Below are 17,741 nucleotides of genomic sequence, written 5' to 3' on the forward strand. Positions count from 1 at the left end.
AAGGGTGAATCAATGAGGCTTGCTTTAGTGATCGTGCTTTTGCTGTTTATTGGAGGATGCGGACAAAACCGGGAGAGCGGACCTGTTAAGGAGGTATCAGGGGAAATGAATAACGGAAGTGTTGTGTTGACGGTTGAGCCGGTGCAAAAACAGGATGAAATCGAATTTAACATGTCAGTTGTGAACCATTCGGATGAAGCGGTTGAGTTTGAATTCAGCAGCGGACAGAAGCTTGAGCTGATCGTAAGCGACAAGGAAGGAAATGAAAGATACCGCTATTCAAAAGGAAAAATGTTTACACAGGCTTTTCAAAAGATGACCTTACAGCCAAAAGAGACATACGATTTTACAGATGTCTGGAAGGAAGTGCCTGAGCCGGGTGCATATGATGTGAATGTCACATTTTTGGGAAGAACGGAACAGCTTGGTGTGCTGAGGGCGGGCAAAACGTTTGAAGTGAAATAAGAAGCGCCTCATCGAATGTATAAAACAACAGAGGCATCCGGCGACGGATGCCTCTGAATATTTGTTAATACTTGTCTCCGTTGAAAATGGAGTTCTTGACGATCACATAGTCGACATTACGGATCGCATCGAGTTTGTTTCCTCCCGCATAAGAAATAGAGGATTGAAGATCCTGCTCCATTTCTGTCAGCGTATCCTTGATCGAGCCTTTATGCTCGACATGCATTTTCTTGCCTTCGACATTCTTTCTTTCCCCTTTTTGATACTCTGAGGCTGAACCAAAGTACTCTTTGTAAAGCTTTCCGTCTTTTTCAATTGTTGCCCCGGGCGACTCTTCGTGCCCGGCGAATAATGAACCGATCATCACCATTGTGGCGCCGAATCTGATCGATTTGGCAATGTCTCCATGAGTGCGGATGCCGCCGTCGGCGATAATCGGCTTGCTTGCCGCTTTGGCGCACCAGCGCAGCGCGGCCAATTGCCATCCGCCTGTTCCAAATCCCGTTTTGATTTTGGTGATGCATACTTTCCCCGGTCCGATGCCGACTTTCGTAGCATCTGCTCCGGCGTTTTCCAGCTCTCTTACCGCCTCCGGCGTTCCTACGTTTCCGGCGATGACAAAGCTCTCAGGCAAATGTGCTTTGATATGCTGAATCATCGTGATAACAGCGTTTGAATGTCCGTGGGCGATGTCAATCGTGATGTATTCAGGCGCCGCATGTTCCTCTGCTAGCCGCTTTATAAACTCATATTCCTCATCCTTGACCCCGACGCTTATGGAAGAAAATAACCCGCGGGATTTCATATCTTGTATAAACTCAAACCGTTTTTCAGGCTCGAAACGGTGCATTACATAAAAGTAACCGTTTTCAGCAAGCCAAATCGCCAGTTTTTCATCTATAATCGTCTGCATGTTGGCAGGCACTACAGGCAGTTTAAATCTCCGTCCGCCAAGCTGAACCGATGTATCGCATTCAGACCGGCTGCTGACGATGCATTTTGCAGGAATTAATTGAATATCTTCATAATCAAATACGTTATCCATAGTATTCACCTCTAAAAACGAATATTAATTTATAAATAATACATAATGTTCGCCTTTAATAATGTAACCTCTTTTGTTTCCGATGTCAAACGTTTTTATGCCGGATGGGGAAAATAATGGCGTGGAAGTTTGAAGATCGGGTCATCAAAAAAGGAGCTGTGCCGATGACACAGACTCCTGTTTGCGTTTTTTAGGACAATCGATCAAGCTGATCCTGAAGATCGTGAAGCTGGCTCCGCTCTGCGTCAGTGGAATTGGCGTATGCCGAGGAAAGTGCGTTTTGCGCCCTTTCAATCGCTTTTTCCCGTTCGCCGGATTCTGCGCTGTTTGCCATTGTTTCAGCTTCGCGTACAGCCGCTTTTGCCATTTGAAATAATTCGTTCCTCACTTTACAGCCCTCCGCATTCCGTCGGGCCGGATCGCTGCTCCGCTTCTTCCAGTGTGGATCTGTAAGGGAACCTCGCAGCATGCTGTTTGAGCGAGTCTTTGCCTTGCTGAATAAACCTTTTCGATTTGCTTCGTTTACCCATCCTGACTGCCCCCTAAAAACGAGTTGGACGGTCTCTCAAACCGTCTTCCATAGTATTGCCGTTTGAAAAACCTGTTTATGAATGGCAAATTATAAAATTATAACGAGAAATAATCCTTTAAAAAGACTGCAATGCCGTCTTCTTCATTCGATTTTGCAACCTGGTCGGCGACGTTTTTCACACCTGTAATCCCGTTGCCCATCGCCACGCCGCATCCCGCAAACTCAAGCATTTCCAGATCATTGTCTTCATCCCCGAAAGCGATGACCCGCTCCCGCGGAATGCCGTAGTAATCGGTGATCTTCTGCAGTCCGACCGCTTTGTTAATGCCGCTTTTGATCAATTCGATGACATGCCACGGTGCGGCCCATCTTCTATGGTCGACCATTTCCGCATGAACATCGGACAAATAGGAGCGGATCGCGGGTACATCCTCTTCCTTGGCGTGGATCAAGACGCTTGTGACATCTTCGCCGAGGTTTTTTCTTAAATCACCGACCGTGATATTCGGATTGCCCATTGTAAACACATCGATCAATTTCTCGTCATGGTAATGAAAATACACATCGTCCATGATTTCAGCCAGGATATTATGGACGTTGTACGATTCGCTGACTTCGATAATCTGTTTGACTGCGTCAAGATCAAGCGACGTATGGAATCTTCCCCAGCTCTCATCTTTCGGATGATGGACGAACGCTCCGTTGAAATTCACGATCGGCGTATCGAGCTGAAGCTGGTCATAGTACATCGCGCTTGCCCTGAACGGCCTGCCCGTGGAAATGCACACATAATGCCCATCTTCCTTCAGCTTCCGGATGACTTCGCTTGAGCTTTCGGAAATGGTTTTGTCATCTTTTAATAATGTACCGTCTAAGTCCAATGCAATTAAATATGGTTTCGTTTCCATAAATGCTCCTTTTAACCGTAAATTTAAAAGTTTCTGTCTTACCTATAGTGTATCTTTTTACCTTCTTTATTGTCTACATGTTAAACTGGTGGTGATGGATATCCTAAAGGAGGAAGAAACAGTCGTGATCATTGTTGATAAACAGAACATTTCGGGAATCCCTTTTTTACATATTGTAAAAGAGGAAAAAAAGGAGAAAGCTCTTCCTCTTGTTTTCTTTATACACGGTTTTACAAGCGCAAAAGAACACAATCTGCACTTTGCTTATCTGCTTGCGGAGAAGGGAATGCGGGCGGTTTTGCCTGAAGCGGCATATCATGGGGAAAGGGATGGGCACCTTTCCCAGGAGAAGCTGGCTGCCAGGTTTTGGAGCATTGTCACCAATGAAATTAAAGAGCTTGACGTGCTGAAAAAACATTTTCATGAGGCCGACTTGATAGAAAATGGCCGCATCGGTGTTGCGGGAACATCGATGGGCGGAATCGTGACGCTTGGCGCTCTGACTCAATACGATTGGATCACCGCCGCCGTCAGCCTGATGGGCTGTCCTTCCTATATAGGACTTTTTGATGAACAGCTTGCCTTCTTCAAAGAAAAGCAGGTTGAAATCTCCGTAACTGAAGAACAAATCGCACGGCAGCGTGAGGAATTAAAGCGGTTCGATCTCTCCCTGCAGCCGGAAAAGCTGCAAACAAGGCCGCTTCTTTTTTGGCACGGCAAGCAGGACAGCGTTGTGCCGTTCGCGCCGGCCCGCAGCTTTTATGAATCCGTCCTCCCTCAATATGAAAACAGGCCGGATCTGCTCCGGTTTATCGCGGATGAACGCGCCGGCCATAAAGTGTCGAGAGAAGGCCTTTTGAAAACGGTTGAATGGTTTGATACCCATCTTTAAAAAAAGCACTTTCGTTTTAGAAAATATCAAAAGTGCGTTATACTGATGAAAAAAGGAGTGAAGAAGTGTGGATGAAGCATTGAAAGAAAACATCATGGGCGCTCTTGAACAGGTCGTTGACCCTGAACTGGGCATCGATATTGTGAATCTTGGCCTTGTGTATGATGTGGAGATGGATGAAAACGGAAAAACGGACATCACGATGACCCTGACTTCCATGGGCTGTCCGCTCGCCCCGATTATCGTGGATCAAGTCAAAACCGCGCTGGCCGATTTACCGGAAGTCAAAGAGGTTGACGTCAATATCGTCTGGAATCCGCCTTGGACGCGGGATAAAATGTCAAGATACGCGAAGATCGCGCTTGGTATACAATAAGAAAAAAGAGCCTGTCACCCGTTGAACAGGCTCTTTTTTTTAAAAGGAGACTGCCATAGATGACAAAAGTGAACCCATTTTTGATGTTCCAGGGACATGCCGAAGAAGCCATGAATCATTACATATCATTGATAGAGGATTCAGAAATCAGGGGCCTTGTCCGCTACGGAGCAAATGAACCGGGGGAAGAGGGAAGCGTAAAACAAGCCGCCTTTTCATTAAAAGGACAGGAATTTATGTGCATGGACAGCAATGTCAAACACGATTTTACGTTTACACCATCGTTTTCAATCTTTATAACCTGCGATACGGAAGAGGAAATAGACCGGCTTTATCAAGGGCTGGCTGACGGCGGAAGCATTTTAATGCCGCTCGGCGAATACGGATTCAGCAGATCATTTGGCTGGGTCGCCGACAAGTTCGGCGTATCATGGCAGCTTAACTTGCCATACTGAATATTACACAGCGAAGGGACGCTTTTTAGAGGCGTTCCTTTTTTCTTTTTCGGGAAAAACATGTGCGATTGAAATGGATCCGCACATCAGACCAGCAGGGGGAAATGATGAAAACTTAAAGAAAAAATATTAAATATACAATTGAATTAATTTTTATTCATGATATAATGTTAACTAATTTCACAAAGACCAAGAAGGTGAATTTGTTTTGAAAATAGGTATTATAGGCGCTACAGGCTATGGGGGAGCCGAGATTGTGAGGATTCTCAGGTCTCATCCTTATGTGGATGAATGCATACTATATTCATCGAGTGATGAAGGGGTTCCGTATCATCAGTCATATCCGCACCTTTTCAAATTGACAGACCAGATCCTCAAACCGATCGAGATCGAGCGGATTGCAGGTGAAATTGATTTTTTATTTATGGCAGCTCCACCGGGAGTATCCAGCAGGCTGACACCTCAGCTTGATTCATATGATGTGCCGGTCATTGATCTGTCAGGCGACCTCAGGATCAAAAATCCGGATGTTTATGAAAATTGGTATAAAAGGGATTCCGCTCCCCGGCATGTGCTTGAAAAAGCGGTTTACGGACTGTCCGAACTGAATCGGGAAGAAATCAAAACGGCAACGTACATCGCCAATCCGGGATGTTTTCCGACCGCTGTGCTTCTCGGTTTAGCCCCGCTCATCAAAAACGGGCTTGCAAACGAATCATTTATTATTGTCGATGCAAAGACAGGAGTGTCCGGAGCCGGCAGAAAGGTTTCGGTGGGAACTCATTTTTCCGAGGTTAATGACAATTTTAAAATATATAAGGTAAATGAACATCAGCATACACCCGAAATCGAGCAGGTTCTCGGAAGCTGGGACCCGGCGTGTCAACCGATTACGTTCAGTACGCATTTGGCTCCCATGACAAGGGGAATTATGGCGACCATTTATACAGAGCTGAAGGAAAGTATGACAGTTGACCGCCTGCAGCGTGTTTTTTCTGATTTTTACAAAGATTCCTATTTTGTGAGAGTTCGCAAATCGGGCGAATTCCCGGCAACGAAGGAAGTGTACGGCAGTAATTTTTGCGATATCGGCGTTGCCGTTGACGAACGGACGAACAGGGTGACGATCGTAGCGGTGATCGATAATTTAATGAAGGGAGCCGCAGGGCAGGCCGTTCAAAACTTTAACTTGATGAACGGCTGGAGCGAGACGGCGGGACTTGATTTTACGCCAATTTATCCATAAGACGGGAGAGAATGAACCATGATTCAGGTGAGTGAAGACAGCATCAAAAAAACAGACGGAAGCATTGATTCGCCGAAGGGCTATCAGGCAAAAGGCATTCACTGCGGACTCCGCTATTCCAAAAAGGACATGGGGATAATCATCAGCTCGGTGCCGGCAGTGAGCGCCGCCGTTTATACGCAAAGCCATTTTCAAGCTGCTCCGATCAAGGTCACGCAGGACAGTCTCAAAAAAGGCGCACATCTTCAAGCGGTGGTGGTCAACAGTGCAAATGCCAATGCATGCACAGGGGAGCAGGGGCTTTTGGATGCCTATGAAATGCGCCAAAAAACCGCCGACATCCTTGGCATTGAGCCGGAGCTTGTAGCGGTTTCTTCAACGGGTGTCATCGGCGAATATCTTAATATGAAGAAGATCCGGGAAGGGATCAGCCTCCTTGGTCAAACAAAACCGTGTGAAGGCGCGTTTGAGGAGGCGATTTTGACGACGGATACGGTCGCAAAGAAAACATGCTTCGAATTAATGATCGGAGACAAAAAAGTGACGATCGGCGGCGCGGCGAAAGGGTCCGGCATGATCCATCCCAATATGGCGACAATGCTCGGCTTTGTCACAACTGATGCATCTGTTGAGGAAGGCGCGCTTAATAGAGCTTTAAGAGAAATCACGGATGTGTCGTTCAACCAGATTACAGTCGACGGGGATACGTCCACGAACGACATGGTACTTGTCATGGCGAACGGCTGTGCGGAAAACGAATGTCTTCATGAGGCCCATGAAAAATGGCCTGTGTTTAAAAAAGGCTTGGAGCTTGTTTGCAAGGATCTCGCCAAACAGATCGCAAGAGACGGGGAAGGAGCGACAAAATTGATCGAAGCCCGGGTCACAGGCGCCAAAAGCAATCTCGAAGCCCAGGTTATCGCCAAAAAAATTGTCGGCTCCAATCTTGTTAAAACAGCGATATATGGAACAGATGCCAACTGGGGCCGAATCATCGTTGCAATCGGAGACAGCGCGGCATCTGTTGCGCCTGAACAGCTGGAAATTCATCTTGGCGGCCAGTGCCTTTTTAGGAACAATGAGCCTCAGCCGTTTTCCGAAGAGCTTGCAAAAGAATATTTAAAGAAAAGCGAAGTTCAAATCATCGTGCAGATGTCTGAAGGAGAAGGAACAGGTACGGCCTGGGGCTGCGACTTAACTTATGAATATGTCAAAATCAATGCGAGCTATCGTACGTAAAAAGGGGAAACCAATGGGAAAAACAATCGTTTTTAAATGCGGTGGAAGCGTAATTCGAGAACTTTCCGATGAATTTTTTGAGAATATGAAAGAGCTGGCCGAAGAAGGCTGGAAAATCGCCGTCGTTCATGGCGGAGGACCCGATATCACGAATATGCTGAAGAAATTAAAAATCGAGACGGAGTTTGTCAACGGACAGAGGAAAACGACAAAACCGGTTTTGGAAGTGGCAGAAATGGTGCTGTCCGGTTCCATCAATAAGTTTTTTGTTGCAGAGCTTGTAAAGCACGGGCTTTCAGCCGTCGGTGTTTCTGGTAAAGACGGAGGCCTTCTTGTCGCCGATTATCTAAATGAAAATCAATACGGTCAGGTCGGCCGGATTAAAAAGGTGAATGGCCGGATGGTTGAAACGCTGATGGAACAAGGATTCATTCCAGTCATCGCGCCATTGTCGATGACGGAAAACTGTGAGACGCTCAATGTAAACGCCGATTTGGCGGCGTCGGCCGTCGCCGGTGCCCTGAATGCCGATAAATTAATGTTTGTCACAGATGTCAAAGGGATTATGAAAGATGAAAACATGATCTCTTCGATCACACCGGAAGAAATCAAACGGTACATTTCCGACGGAGTGATTCACGGAGGAATGATTCCGAAGGTAAACTCCGCTGTGGCGGCGCTGACCGATCAGGTGGATGAGGTAATGATTGTCAGCGGAACAGGGTCTTTTCTTGCAAAGCATACGTTCATCGGCACAAAAATCAGGAAACAGAAGGAGGCCGTATCGTGAGTTATTTATTTCAGGCATACAGCCGCTGGAATATCCATATCAAACAAGCGAAAGGCACGATTGCCGTAGATGAAAACGGCAAAACCTATCTCGATTTCGTTCAGGGAATCGCTGTCTGCAACCTGGGACATTGCCCGGATCCGGTGGCAGCCGCGATAAAAAAACAGCTTGACGACGTCTGGCATGTTTCGAATTTATTTCAAAACGGGCTGCAGGAAACAGTCGCTCAGAAATTGGCGAACAACAGTGCAGGCGATCTTGTGTTTTTCTGCAACAGCGGAGCGGAAGCGAATGAAGCGGCAATTAAATTGGCACGCAAACATACGCAAAAAACGAAAATCATCACGTTTCAGCAGTCTTTTCACGGCAGAACTTACGCCGGAATGGCCGCCACCGGGCAGGAAAAGATTAAACACGGATTCGGCCCGATGCTGACCGGCTTTCACTATCTCCCATATAATGAACCAGATGCATTCAACGAGCTGAGTGATGAAGAGGACATCGCAGCGGTCATGCTTGAGACGATCCAAGGGGAAGGCGGCGTCATTCCGGCAAGCGGCGAATTTTTACAAGAAGTGCAGGCTTTCTGCCGGAAGAAACAGGCTCTTCTTATCATTGACGAGGTTCAGACGGGGATCGGCCGTACAGGAAAAGCTTTCGGTTACCAGCATGAAGGGCTGTCGCCGGATATCATCACCGTCGCAAAAGGACTCGGCAGCGGTTTTCCGGTCGGAGCTGTCATTGGGAAACAAGACCTTTCAGCTGCATTTTCCCCAGGGTCACACGGCACGACATTCGGCGGAAACATGCTGGCAATGGCAGCGGCAAACGCCACATTGGATATCATTTTTGAGAAACGTTTTCTCGATGAGGTCAGCGAAAAGGGCGAATGTTTGCGGGAGGAACTGCAAAGCATGCTTCAATTCCCGCTTGTGAAAGAGATCAGAGGGAAAGGCCTGATCGCCGGCATTGAATGCAAAAAACCCGTTCAGCCATTGATTGAAGAGCTTCAAACAGAAGGATTGCTCGTCCTTCCGGCAGGTCCGAATGTCATCAGACTTCTTCCGCCGTTGACCGTGGAGAAACATGAAATCACCGAAGCGGTTGAGAAGCTGAACAATGTCTTTTCACGGCATTCGACCGTAAAACAATAATTTTTTTTCGTTATCTAAGTATAAAAATTCATGAAAAATATTATTTATTCATCAGAGGTGGGCAGAAGATGGAAGGATATTTAGTTCTAGAAGATGGAACCTCCTTCAGCGGAGAATTAGACGGCCGGGAAGGCTGTACAGGGGAAGTCGTTTTTTTCACAGGGATGACCGGTTATCAAGAGGTGCTGACAGATCCTTCATATAAAGGGCAGATCATCGTTTTTACGTATCCATTGATCGGCAACTACGGCATCAATGCGAGCGACTTTGAAAGCAGGAAGCCGCAGGTGAGAGGCGTGGTCGTCTATGAGGCGTGCGGGCACTTTTCCCACCATCAGGCGACGAAAAGCCTGCGGGATTACTTGAAAAACTGGAACGTTCCGCTGCTCTCTCATGTTGATACAAGAGCGGTCGTCAAACATATCAGGGCAAAAGGGACGCTGAATGCCGTTCTGACCGTCCAAAAAGACAGCCTGCCCGCTTCAAGGAGCCGGGAAAATGTTGCCGCACAGGCCGCCGGACAAAGTGGAACCGGCACGTTCGGAGACGGCCCGACACATATCGCGCTGATCGATTTCGGCTATAAAAAATCGATCGCCTCATCACTTGCAGAACGCGGCTGCAAAGTGACGGTCGTTCGTTACCAGGAGATGGACAGCGTCTTAAAACTGAACCCGGATGGGGTCGTCCTATCGAACGGCCCCGGTGATCCAAAAGCCATTATGCCGTACATGGATACACTCCGGAACATCATCGCATCCTATCCGACCCTCGGCATCTGCCTTGGACACCAGCTGATCGCTCTCGCTTTTGGAAGCGATACTTACAAGCTTCCATTCGGCCACAGGGGGGCCAATCATCCGGTGATGGACAGGGAAACCGGCCGCGTTTTCATGACGAGCCAGAATCACAGCTATGTTGTTGATGAAGCGACCATTAACAGAAAGGAATGTTCGGTCAGGTTCCATCATGTAAACGATGGTTCTGTAGAAGGGCTGGTCCACAACACATTGCCCGTGATGTCTGTTCAGTTTCATCCGGAAGCCCATCCGGGCCCGGCTGAAAGCGAATGGATTTTCAACGAATATATGCAGAAATTGAACGAAGCAAGGAGAGAAATCGCCCATGCCTAAAGATCACAGCATAAAAAGCATACTTGTTATCGGATCAGGACCGATCATCATCGGGCAGGCCGCGGAATTTGACTATTCGGGAACACAAGGCTGCATGGCGCTAAAAAGCGAAGGATTCCGCGTCATTCTCGTCAACAACAACCCGGCGACGATCATGACGGATGAATCATTTGCCGATGAAATCTACTTTGAACCGCTGACGGTCGAAAGCCTCACCCAGATTATCAAACGGGAAAAACCTGACGGACTGCTTGCGAATCTGGGCGGGCAAACAGCATTAAACTTAGCTGTAGAGCTGGAAAAAGCGGGCATTTTAAAAAAATACCATGTAAAGCTGCTCGGAACGTCTGTGGAAACGATTGAAAAAGGAGAAGACAGAGAAAAATTCCGCGCCCTCATGAAAGAACTGAATGAACCGGTGCCTGATTCTGAGATCGTCGACAATAAAGAAGATGCGCTTCGTTTTGCGCTCTCCATCGGTTTTCCCATTATCGTCCGTCCGGCTTACACATTGGGCGGCAAAGGCGGGGGGATCGCAAAGACGAAGGAGGAATTCATGCCTTTGATCGAAAGCGCCCTTCTCGCGAGTCCGATTCATCAATGCCTTGTCGAAAAAAGCATTGCCGGCTATAAAGAAATCGAGTATGAAGTGATGCGCGACAAAAACAATACATGCATCACCGTCTGCAATATGGAAAACATCGATCCCGTCGGCATTCATACAGGGGATTCGATCGTTGTCGCGCCGTCACAGACATTAACAGATGCCGATTATCAAATGCTCCGCTCTGCAAGCTTAAAGATTATTTCGGCGCTCGATGTCATCGGAGGCTGCAACATTCAATTCGCGTTAGACCCTGAGAGCAAAAACTATTATGTCATCGAAGTCAATCCGAGGGTCAGCCGTTCATCCGCCCTCGCTTCAAAAGCGACTGGCTACCCGATTGCAAAAATGGCGGCCAAATTGGCAGTCGGCTACACGCTTGATGAGCTGAAAAACCCGCTGACAGATTCGACATATGCCAGCTTTGAACCGGCTCTTGACTATGTCGTTGTTAAATTCCCGCGCTGGCCGTTTGACAAATTTAAAAATGCCGACCGCAAGCTTGGCACAAAAATGAAAGCGACAGGGGAGGTCATGGCGATTGACCGCAACATTGAAGCGGCTTTGCAAAAAGCTGTTGCATCCCTGGAACTGAAAACACAAGGGGCCCATTTGCCCGAGCTTTCCGGCTTTTCCTCCGCTGCTTTGCAGGGAATTTTGAAAACTCCTGATGACCGCCGTTTTTTCGCAGTCATGGAACTGTTGAGCAGGGGAATTTCAATTGAAGAGATCCATGAGAAAACAAAAATAGACCCCTATTTCCTCCATGTTTTCTCAAATATCATTGATCTTGAGAACGAGCTGATGAAGGACGGGGATGAGCTCCCTTGCGATCTGTTGAAAAAGGCGAAAGAAAAGGGATTTACTGACTGCACAATCGCTTCTTTGACCGGAAAAACGGAAGAAGAGGTGAGATCCCTCCGCAAACAACAGGGAATTACCGCTTCATTTAAAATCGTCGATACGTGCGCCGCTGAATTTGATGCGAAAACGAATTACTTTTATTCGACATACTACGGAGAAAGCGACGGGGATATCTCGCGAAAAACAAAAAAACGGGCGCTTATCATCGGCTCCGGACCGATCAGGATCGGACAGGGGGTCGAATTTGACTACAGCGCCGTTCACGGCGTGATGACGCTGAAAAGCCTCGGCTTTGAAACAATAATGCTTAACAACAATCCGGAGACCGTCAGCACGGATTACGAAATGGCGGACCGCCTGTATTTTGAACCGATCACGCCCGAGCATATTCTAAATGTCGCAGAAGCTGAAAATATCGATTTTGCGATCGTCCAGTTCGGCGGCCAATCTGCCATCAATGTGGCAGATGCGATCGAAAAAGCGGGTATCGTCCTGTTGGGAACCTCATCGGAAACACTTGACGTCCTCGAGGATCGGGATCAATTTTATCAGCTCCTCGACGAACTCGGCATCCCTCATGCCAAAGGGGAAACGGCATCATCAAAATCAGAGGCGCTGCAAAAAGCAAACGGCATCGGTTATCCGGTGCTGATCAGACCGTCCTATGTCATCGGCGGAATGGGAATGATGATCGTGCATTCTGAGGGGGAACTGGCAGAGCTGCTCGACGGCACAGCCGTGATGCCGTATCCGATCCTGATTGATCAATACATTTCAGGGAAGGAATTTGAGATTGACCTTGTCAGCGACGGACAGGATTTTTATATCCCGACTTATATCGAACACATTGAAAAAGCCGGCGTCCATTCCGGTGACAGCTATGCGGTATTGCCCGGCCCTTCCGTTACGTCCGGCATGAAGCGCGCAGCCGAAGGCGCGGCCGGAAAAATCGTCCGCAGCCTCGGCTTTAAAGGGATCATGAATATTCAATTTATCGCTGATCCCGATAAACCGGATCAGCTGCTCATTCTTGAAGTCAATCCGAGAGCGAGCCGAACAGTTCCCGTCGTCAGCAAAGTGATGGGAGTGCCGATGATTCCCCTTGCGGCAAAGCTTCTCGCCGGATCAAGCTTGCAAGAGCTCAATCCCGTCAAGAAAAACCGTCATGGGGTGGCCGTGAAATTTCCGGTCTTTTCATCTCATGCCATCCATGACGTCGATCTGAAGCTGGGACCTGAGATGAAATCAACGGGAGAAGGAATGTATGTCGGGTACAATCCGGAAAGCGCGATGAAGAAAATTTTCGCCGATGTGTGGAATGAAAAAGGATCGATCTATTTCAAGGGGGATGAAGAGCTGAAATCCCTTGCTGAGCAGGCGGGATTCATCGTTCAGACATCCGGTTTCAAAGATTGGATCAAACGGACGGACAAAGCGCTTCATATCAATTTGACAGATTCGAACGAAGCCAAACGGGAGCGGAAGGAAGCGATAACCCACGGCGTGGGCATCATGACGGAAGAAGAGACGGTGCGCGCCTTTTTAAGAAGTGGATGCGGGGCGACACAGGCTGTCTCGCTAAAGGATTTATATAAAAAGGAAGTGGAAACATGTCTACTGTAAAAATCGGTGAAACGCTCAAGATCAATTTGTCCGGCAAGGATTTTTTAAGCTTAAAAGATGTCTCAAAAGAGGAGATTTTGTATCTCCTTCAGGAAGCCGCCGCCATGAAAAACGACAAAATTCAAAACATCTTCAAAGGTAAAACATTGGCGATGATTTTTGAAAAATCATCGACGAGAACAAGGGTTTCATTTGAAGCTGGAATGGCGCAGCTCGGCGGAAATGCCCTGTTTTTAAGCAGCAAAGACATGCAGCTCGGCAGAGGGGAAACCATCGCCGACACGGCAAAGGTGCTGTCGGGGTATGTTGACGCGATCATGATCCGCACCTTTGAACACGAAAAAGTCGAAGAGCTTGCCAAACACGCGGCTATTCCGGTCATCAACGGTTTGACAGACATGTTCCATCCTTGCCAGGCGCTTGCCGATCTTTTGACGATTCAAGAGATAAAAGGCGGCTTCAACGGACTGAAAGCTGCCTATATCGGAGACGGAAACAATGTCGCACATTCGCTGCTAATCGGCTGCGCGAAGGTCGGCTGCGACATCACCGTCGCTTCTCCTGAAGGATATGAACCTGATCAGGACGTTGTCAAGCTGGCAAAGGGCTATGCCGAAGAAACGGGTGCACAAGTCAGCATCACAAATGATCCGGTGTCCGCCGTCAAGGATGCAGATGTCATCTACTCCGACGTATTTACAAGCATGGGCCAGGAAGCGGAAACAGAGGAGCGCCTGAACAACTTTGCGCCATACCAAGTGAACAGCACGCTCGTATCGCATGCCAAACCGGACTATATCTTCCTGCATTGCCTTCCGGCGCACCGCGGCGAAGAAGTGACCGCAGATATTATCGATGGACCGAATTCAGCCGTGTTCCAGCAGGCTGAAAACCGTCTCCATGTACAAAAAGCTTTGCTTAAGGCGCTGCTGTCTTAATTGAAAAACTGCTGATCTCTAGGGATCAGCAGTTTTTTTGGGGGGATACGCCCGTTTTTTGGAAAAGCTGCCTTGGGATACGGATGGAAGGAGAAAAACGGGGCAGACTATTTTCTAAAAGGAGTGAAGAAAAATGGGACAGCAGCATCAATTCCGCCCGGGGCAAAAAGCGCCGAACAACGGCATCTATGTGGAAATTGGCGAGACAGGGAGCATGGTCAAAAATCCGCAGCAAATCAAGCTGACGGCCGGCGAATATTTTCCAGAGACATCCAATCATAACCGTCTGTGGACATATAAAAGAAAGCCTTAAAAAAACAACCGTCCTCATGCGGGACGGCTGGGATGACACAAAACAAACTTAAAAACCCCGCCTTTGGACGGCAGGGGTTTTAATGTTGATTTGCATCCTTTTGAACGGGCATAATTTCTCCAAGAACAATGACGATAACGGTGATGATGATCCCCATGATCGAACTGAGCGTAAAGTCGTATTCTGCACCGCCCATGGCTCCGATAATATAGCAAGCCATTTGTGTCAAAATGAACGTCCAAATGAAAGTTACGATAAATCTCACGTTTCCACCTCGTCCTTCTCATTCGATTCTAAAGCTTATCATATCACACATACAGTAAACTAGAAAGGACATTTTAGTGAACACGGCAGAACCAAAGCTTTTCGTTTTCAGAAATATCAGACGTTTGGTTTTGTAAAATTGATTTTCATCATGAAGACTGGGACTTTTCCTTATTCGTTTCTAGCATGCTCCACATAAGATAATGTGCAGATTACGGCAGGAAGGAGGCAGGCAAGTGATGAAAATAACGGAACGTTTTTTCAAAGTCGATTCAGAATGGAACGTCATTCATCTTCCATACAGACCAAACGGTTTCGCGATATTTATTTTCGGCGACAGGAACCATTTCGTTGGGAAGGACTCGAGCTTCTGGCTCCAGCACTACGGCAGAAACCAGCTTCTCCAAAGTTTAAGAAACAAGGGCTACACCCTTGTGAACAGCAATTTATTCGGCAGGCACTGGGGCTCTGAAAAAGCGGTTTCATATGCGAAACAGCTGATCCACTATGTGTTCAGGCAGGAAATTTTAAATGAAAAAATTCATCTGCTTGCAGAAGGAACAGGCGCGCTGATCGCTGGTGAACTTCTTCGCTCGATTCCGGATCAAATCCGTTCTGCCGCGATGCTCAATCCTTGCCTTGATCTTCAGGCTCATCATGATCGTGAGAAGGAAAATAAATTTTTCTACAAGCGGTTTATTAAAGAAATTGCGGAAAGCTACGGTATAACTGAGCGGGAGGCCGCCCATTACCCGTTCCAATCGATCTCCCCGTATCATAATCTCGTGCCTGTCCACATCTGGCAAAAGCTGAACGGCTCCCCATATCCCTACATGCTCCACGCCAAAACATTTGAGGAGCGCCAGATGCAAGGCGGGCACCGCGTGGAGCTGACGCTGCATTTGTCTGATCATCCCAGCCGCATTTATTCAGCGATAGCGAGCTTTTTCAAAACGCATGAAAAAGTTTTATAGAGAATAGAATAATAGCAGCCCATGTTTCAATAGGGCTGTTTTTCGCTGTTTAAAACAGCAGAAAAACTGATTCGAAAGGTGGTCTTTTAGGATGAAATCGGCACTGGTGTATGGAGCAGACGAATTCTTCGGCCTTTCATTTTGCGAACATCTGATGGAGGAAGGCGTCAGCGTTGACGTTAAATTGGCAAAAGCTAGTGATGACATCAAGCGGCTTTATTTTGAAGAACGGCTGATGTGGCTGGTGAGAAACCAGCATTTTCGCCTGATTGAACAAGAACTGGAAGGCGATTATGACAAGATTTTCATTCAATATACAGGCTGCATGCCTGAAGAAGCGCTTGACGTTTTACCTGAAAACAAGCCTGCTTTTCTACTGGTGTACGAACACCTGCTGGAGGATGTAAAGGAAGCGGCGGAACAAAAGGGCGTCGAAATGATCGTGCTTCCGGATATGTACGGGCCCTGGGATATAAGAAATGAGGACAAAGAAAACAGGGAGTCCGCCTTTTTTGTAGACGATGTCGCTGCACAGCTCGCCTTTTATGCCATTCAAAAAAGCCCTTCACCGCTGCGGTTTGAACGGCAAACCGCAGACGAAGAAGCCGCTGCTAAAATTGAGGAATGGAAAAGACAAATGACTACATTTTTCGACAAAAAATAAGAAAGATCTTCCTTAGTTGTACGTGAAAGGATACAATAAAGATAGATTTCATTTGTTGGTTTTTTGAAAGGGAGTTGAACATGGCATGGTGTACAGGCTTGGCGTGATTTTTTTGATTCTCCTTGTCATGAGCGGCTGCGGACAAACGCCGCTGAATGGGAAAATTGAAAAAGTCGGGTTGCTTGTCCCTGATACAATAAGCGATCAAGTATGGGGAACCAAAGGATATAAAGGATTATTAAGAATACAGTCTGTCTACAATGTCGATGTCTATTATAAAGAAGGAATCGATAATGAAGCCGCAGTCAAAATGGCTGTAGAAGACTTTCAGAAAAAAGGCGTCAACTTAATTTTCGGACATGGAAGCGAATATGAAAAAGTGTTTAACAGCATAAGCGGAAACTATCCCGATATTCATTTTGTGCTGGTGAACAGCAAAGCCGAGCATAAAAATGTGACAAGCATCACCTTTGACGGAAGGGCGATGGGGTTTTTTGGCGGCATGACCGCTGCACATCAATCAAAGTCGGGGAAACTCGGCATACTGGCCACACATTCGTGGCAGCCTGAAGTGAAAGGATTCATCGAAGGTGCGAAATACATCAATCCGGACATTAAGGTCAAAACAGAATATGTCGGGCAGTGGGACGACTCCGAAAAGGCCGTCGCCAAGTATGAAAAGATGAAAAAAGCGGGCGCGGATGTTGTGTATCCCGCCGGGGACGGGTATAATGTCCCTGTCATAGAACAAATCAAAAAAGACGGTCTTTATGCGATCGGCTATGTCAGCGACCAGTCGGAGCTGGGCGAGAACATCGTGCTCACAAGCACCATTCAGCATGTTGATGAAGCTTATGAGCTCATCGCAGACGAATTCAATAAAGGGACGCTTAAGGGCGGCCGGCGGATTTTTGACATTCAGGACGGTGTGATAGAGATGGGCGAATTCAGCCCGATTGTCGATCAGTCATTCCAGGAAAAAATAAAAGGGCTTATCGAACAATACAAAAAACAGGAAAACTGCCAAATGAGAGGTGATCCAGATGCAGCATGAAAAATCAATGGAATTTTTACAAATCGCCATGAAATACGTGCCGGAAGCAAAGGAAGAAATGGAGAAGGCGGGAATTGAGCTCTCGCCGGAGATGCTTCAGCCGTTTATGACGCTGTTTACCAAAGTGATGGCGGAAGCGTACGAACTTGGCAAAACGGATGCTGGATCAGATTCTTAATCTGGGTGCTGCAGGAAAAGCCACTTATAT

At 47.3% G+C, this 17,741-nt stretch carries 21 protein-coding genes; 16 read left to right on the forward strand and 5 right to left on the reverse strand.

Translation table 11 applies throughout. The features are described 5' to 3' along the window. Nucleotides 1-12: 12 nt before the first annotated feature. Nucleotides 13-465 (forward strand): BsuPI-related putative proteinase inhibitor, encoded by a 453-nt coding sequence (locus R5H20_RS06580; protein ID WP_040347915.1) that lies wholly within the window; start codon nucleotides 13-15, stop codon nucleotides 463-465. Between the two features lie 64 nt (nucleotides 466-529). Here the strand turns inward: R5H20_RS06580 and guaC are convergent, their stop codons facing one another. The 4 genes from guaC to R5H20_RS06600 all read right to left on the reverse strand — a co-directional run bounded on the left by guaC (nucleotide 530) and on the right by R5H20_RS06600 (nucleotide 2,950). Then, nucleotides 530-1,510, reverse strand: coding sequence for a GMP reductase (gene guaC, locus R5H20_RS06585; protein WP_006636799.1), 981 nt, complete (start codon nucleotides 1,508-1,510; stop codon nucleotides 530-532). 190 nt (nucleotides 1,511-1,700) lie between these two features. Continuing rightward, complete coding sequence (locus tag R5H20_RS06590) at nucleotides 1,701-1,898, reverse strand: DUF3813 domain-containing protein (RefSeq protein WP_006636800.1); 198 nt, start codon at nucleotides 1,896-1,898, stop codon at nucleotides 1,701-1,703. Between the two features lies 1 nt (nucleotide 1,899). Further along, nucleotides 1,900-2,040, reverse strand: coding sequence for a hypothetical protein (locus R5H20_RS06595; RefSeq protein WP_006636801.1), 141 nt, complete (start codon nucleotides 2,038-2,040; stop codon nucleotides 1,900-1,902). 97 nt (nucleotides 2,041-2,137) lie between these two features. Further along, nucleotides 2,138-2,950, reverse strand: coding sequence for a Cof-type HAD-IIB family hydrolase (locus R5H20_RS06600; protein WP_006636802.1), 813 nt, complete (start codon nucleotides 2,948-2,950; stop codon nucleotides 2,138-2,140). A 124-nt stretch (nucleotides 2,951-3,074) separates the two neighbouring features. Between R5H20_RS06600 and R5H20_RS06605 the strand changes: the two genes are divergently transcribed. From R5H20_RS06605 to R5H20_RS06655, 11 genes are all read left to right on the forward strand, one after another. Then, entirely contained in the window at nucleotides 3,075-3,842 is a 768-nt protein-coding gene (locus tag R5H20_RS06605; protein ID WP_006636803.1) for a prolyl oligopeptidase family serine peptidase, read from the forward strand. Between the two features lie 67 nt (nucleotides 3,843-3,909). After that, a complete protein-coding gene (locus R5H20_RS06610; protein ID WP_006636804.1) occupies nucleotides 3,910-4,218 on the forward strand; it encodes a metal-sulfur cluster assembly factor in 309 nt (102 codons plus the stop codon). Between the two features lie 59 nt (nucleotides 4,219-4,277). After that, nucleotides 4,278-4,673, forward strand: coding sequence for a VOC family protein (locus tag R5H20_RS06615; protein ID WP_006636806.1), 396 nt, complete (start codon nucleotides 4,278-4,280; stop codon nucleotides 4,671-4,673). 208 nt (nucleotides 4,674-4,881) lie between these two features. Then, nucleotides 4,882-5,919 carry an N-acetyl-gamma-glutamyl-phosphate reductase gene (gene argC, locus R5H20_RS06620; RefSeq protein ID WP_006636807.1) on the forward strand — a complete coding sequence of 346 codons (1,038 nt, stop codon included), beginning with the start codon at nucleotides 4,882-4,884 and terminating at the stop codon, nucleotides 5,917-5,919. Nucleotides 5,920-5,937: 18 nt separating this feature from the next. Beyond that, the gene (gene argJ, locus R5H20_RS06625) at nucleotides 5,938-7,158 is read left to right on the forward strand and encodes a bifunctional ornithine acetyltransferase/N-acetylglutamate synthase (RefSeq protein WP_006636808.1); all 1,221 of its coding nucleotides are present in this window, start codon (nucleotides 5,938-5,940) and stop codon (nucleotides 7,156-7,158) included. A gap of 13 nt (nucleotides 7,159-7,171) precedes the next feature. Next, on the forward strand, nucleotides 7,172-7,948 hold the full coding sequence (gene argB, locus R5H20_RS06630; protein ID WP_006636810.1) for an acetylglutamate kinase: 777 nt from the start codon (nucleotides 7,172-7,174) through the stop codon (nucleotides 7,946-7,948). Further along, nucleotides 7,945-9,102: an acetylornithine transaminase gene (locus tag R5H20_RS06635; RefSeq protein WP_006636811.1), complete on the forward strand. Its 1,158-nt coding sequence runs from the start codon at nucleotides 7,945-7,947 to the stop codon at nucleotides 9,100-9,102. The genes argB and R5H20_RS06635 overlap by 4 nt, the downstream gene beginning before the upstream one ends. A 68-nt stretch (nucleotides 9,103-9,170) precedes the next feature. Further along, nucleotides 9,171-10,235, forward strand: a complete 1,065-nt coding sequence (locus R5H20_RS06640; RefSeq protein ID WP_006636812.1) for a carbamoyl phosphate synthase small subunit — start codon at nucleotides 9,171-9,173, stop codon at nucleotides 10,233-10,235. Continuing rightward, nucleotides 10,228-13,326, forward strand: coding sequence for a carbamoyl-phosphate synthase (glutamine-hydrolyzing) large subunit (locus R5H20_RS06645; protein WP_006636813.1), 3,099 nt, complete (start codon nucleotides 10,228-10,230; stop codon nucleotides 13,324-13,326). The genes R5H20_RS06640 and R5H20_RS06645 overlap by 8 nt, the downstream gene beginning before the upstream one ends. Beyond that, nucleotides 13,314-14,264 (forward strand): ornithine carbamoyltransferase, encoded by a 951-nt coding sequence (argF, locus tag R5H20_RS06650; RefSeq protein WP_006636814.1) that lies wholly within the window; start codon nucleotides 13,314-13,316, stop codon nucleotides 14,262-14,264. The genes R5H20_RS06645 and argF overlap by 13 nt, the downstream gene beginning before the upstream one ends. A 133-nt stretch (nucleotides 14,265-14,397) precedes the next feature. Continuing rightward, complete coding sequence (locus R5H20_RS06655; protein ID WP_006636815.1) at nucleotides 14,398-14,577, forward strand: YjzC family protein; 180 nt, start codon at nucleotides 14,398-14,400, stop codon at nucleotides 14,575-14,577. A 79-nt stretch (nucleotides 14,578-14,656) separates the two neighbouring features. On the opposite strand, the gene R5H20_RS06660 is transcribed toward R5H20_RS06655, so the two are convergent. Beyond that, a complete protein-coding gene (locus tag R5H20_RS06660; RefSeq protein WP_006636816.1) occupies nucleotides 14,657-14,842 on the reverse strand; it encodes a YjzD family protein in 186 nt (61 codons plus the stop codon). A gap of 238 nt (nucleotides 14,843-15,080) precedes the next feature. Here R5H20_RS06660 and R5H20_RS06665 point away from each other — a divergent pair, with 238 nt between their 5' ends. The 4 genes from R5H20_RS06665 to R5H20_RS06680 all read left to right on the forward strand — a co-directional run bounded on the left by R5H20_RS06665 (nucleotide 15,081) and on the right by R5H20_RS06680 (nucleotide 17,711). Next, nucleotides 15,081-15,815, forward strand: a complete 735-nt coding sequence (locus R5H20_RS06665) for a hypothetical protein (protein ID WP_006636817.1) — start codon at nucleotides 15,081-15,083, stop codon at nucleotides 15,813-15,815. 91 nt (nucleotides 15,816-15,906) lie between these two features. Further along, nucleotides 15,907-16,479: a hypothetical protein gene (locus R5H20_RS06670; protein WP_006636818.1), complete on the forward strand. Its 573-nt coding sequence runs from the start codon at nucleotides 15,907-15,909 to the stop codon at nucleotides 16,477-16,479. A gap of 85 nt (nucleotides 16,480-16,564) precedes the next feature. Continuing rightward, the gene (locus tag R5H20_RS06675) at nucleotides 16,565-17,533 is read left to right on the forward strand and encodes a BMP family ABC transporter substrate-binding protein (RefSeq protein WP_006636819.1); all 969 of its coding nucleotides are present in this window, start codon (nucleotides 16,565-16,567) and stop codon (nucleotides 17,531-17,533) included. Further along, nucleotides 17,523-17,711, forward strand: a complete 189-nt coding sequence (locus tag R5H20_RS06680; protein ID WP_006636820.1) for a ComZ family protein — start codon at nucleotides 17,523-17,525, stop codon at nucleotides 17,709-17,711. The genes R5H20_RS06675 and R5H20_RS06680 overlap by 11 nt, the downstream gene beginning before the upstream one ends. Nucleotides 17,712-17,741: the final 30 nt, after the last annotated feature.

Origin of the sequence: Bacillus sp. KICET-3 (assembly GCF_033261025.1) — a bacterium.
In the GTDB taxonomy this organism is placed as follows: domain Bacteria; phylum Bacillota; class Bacilli; order Bacillales; family Bacillaceae; genus Bacillus; species Bacillus sonorensis.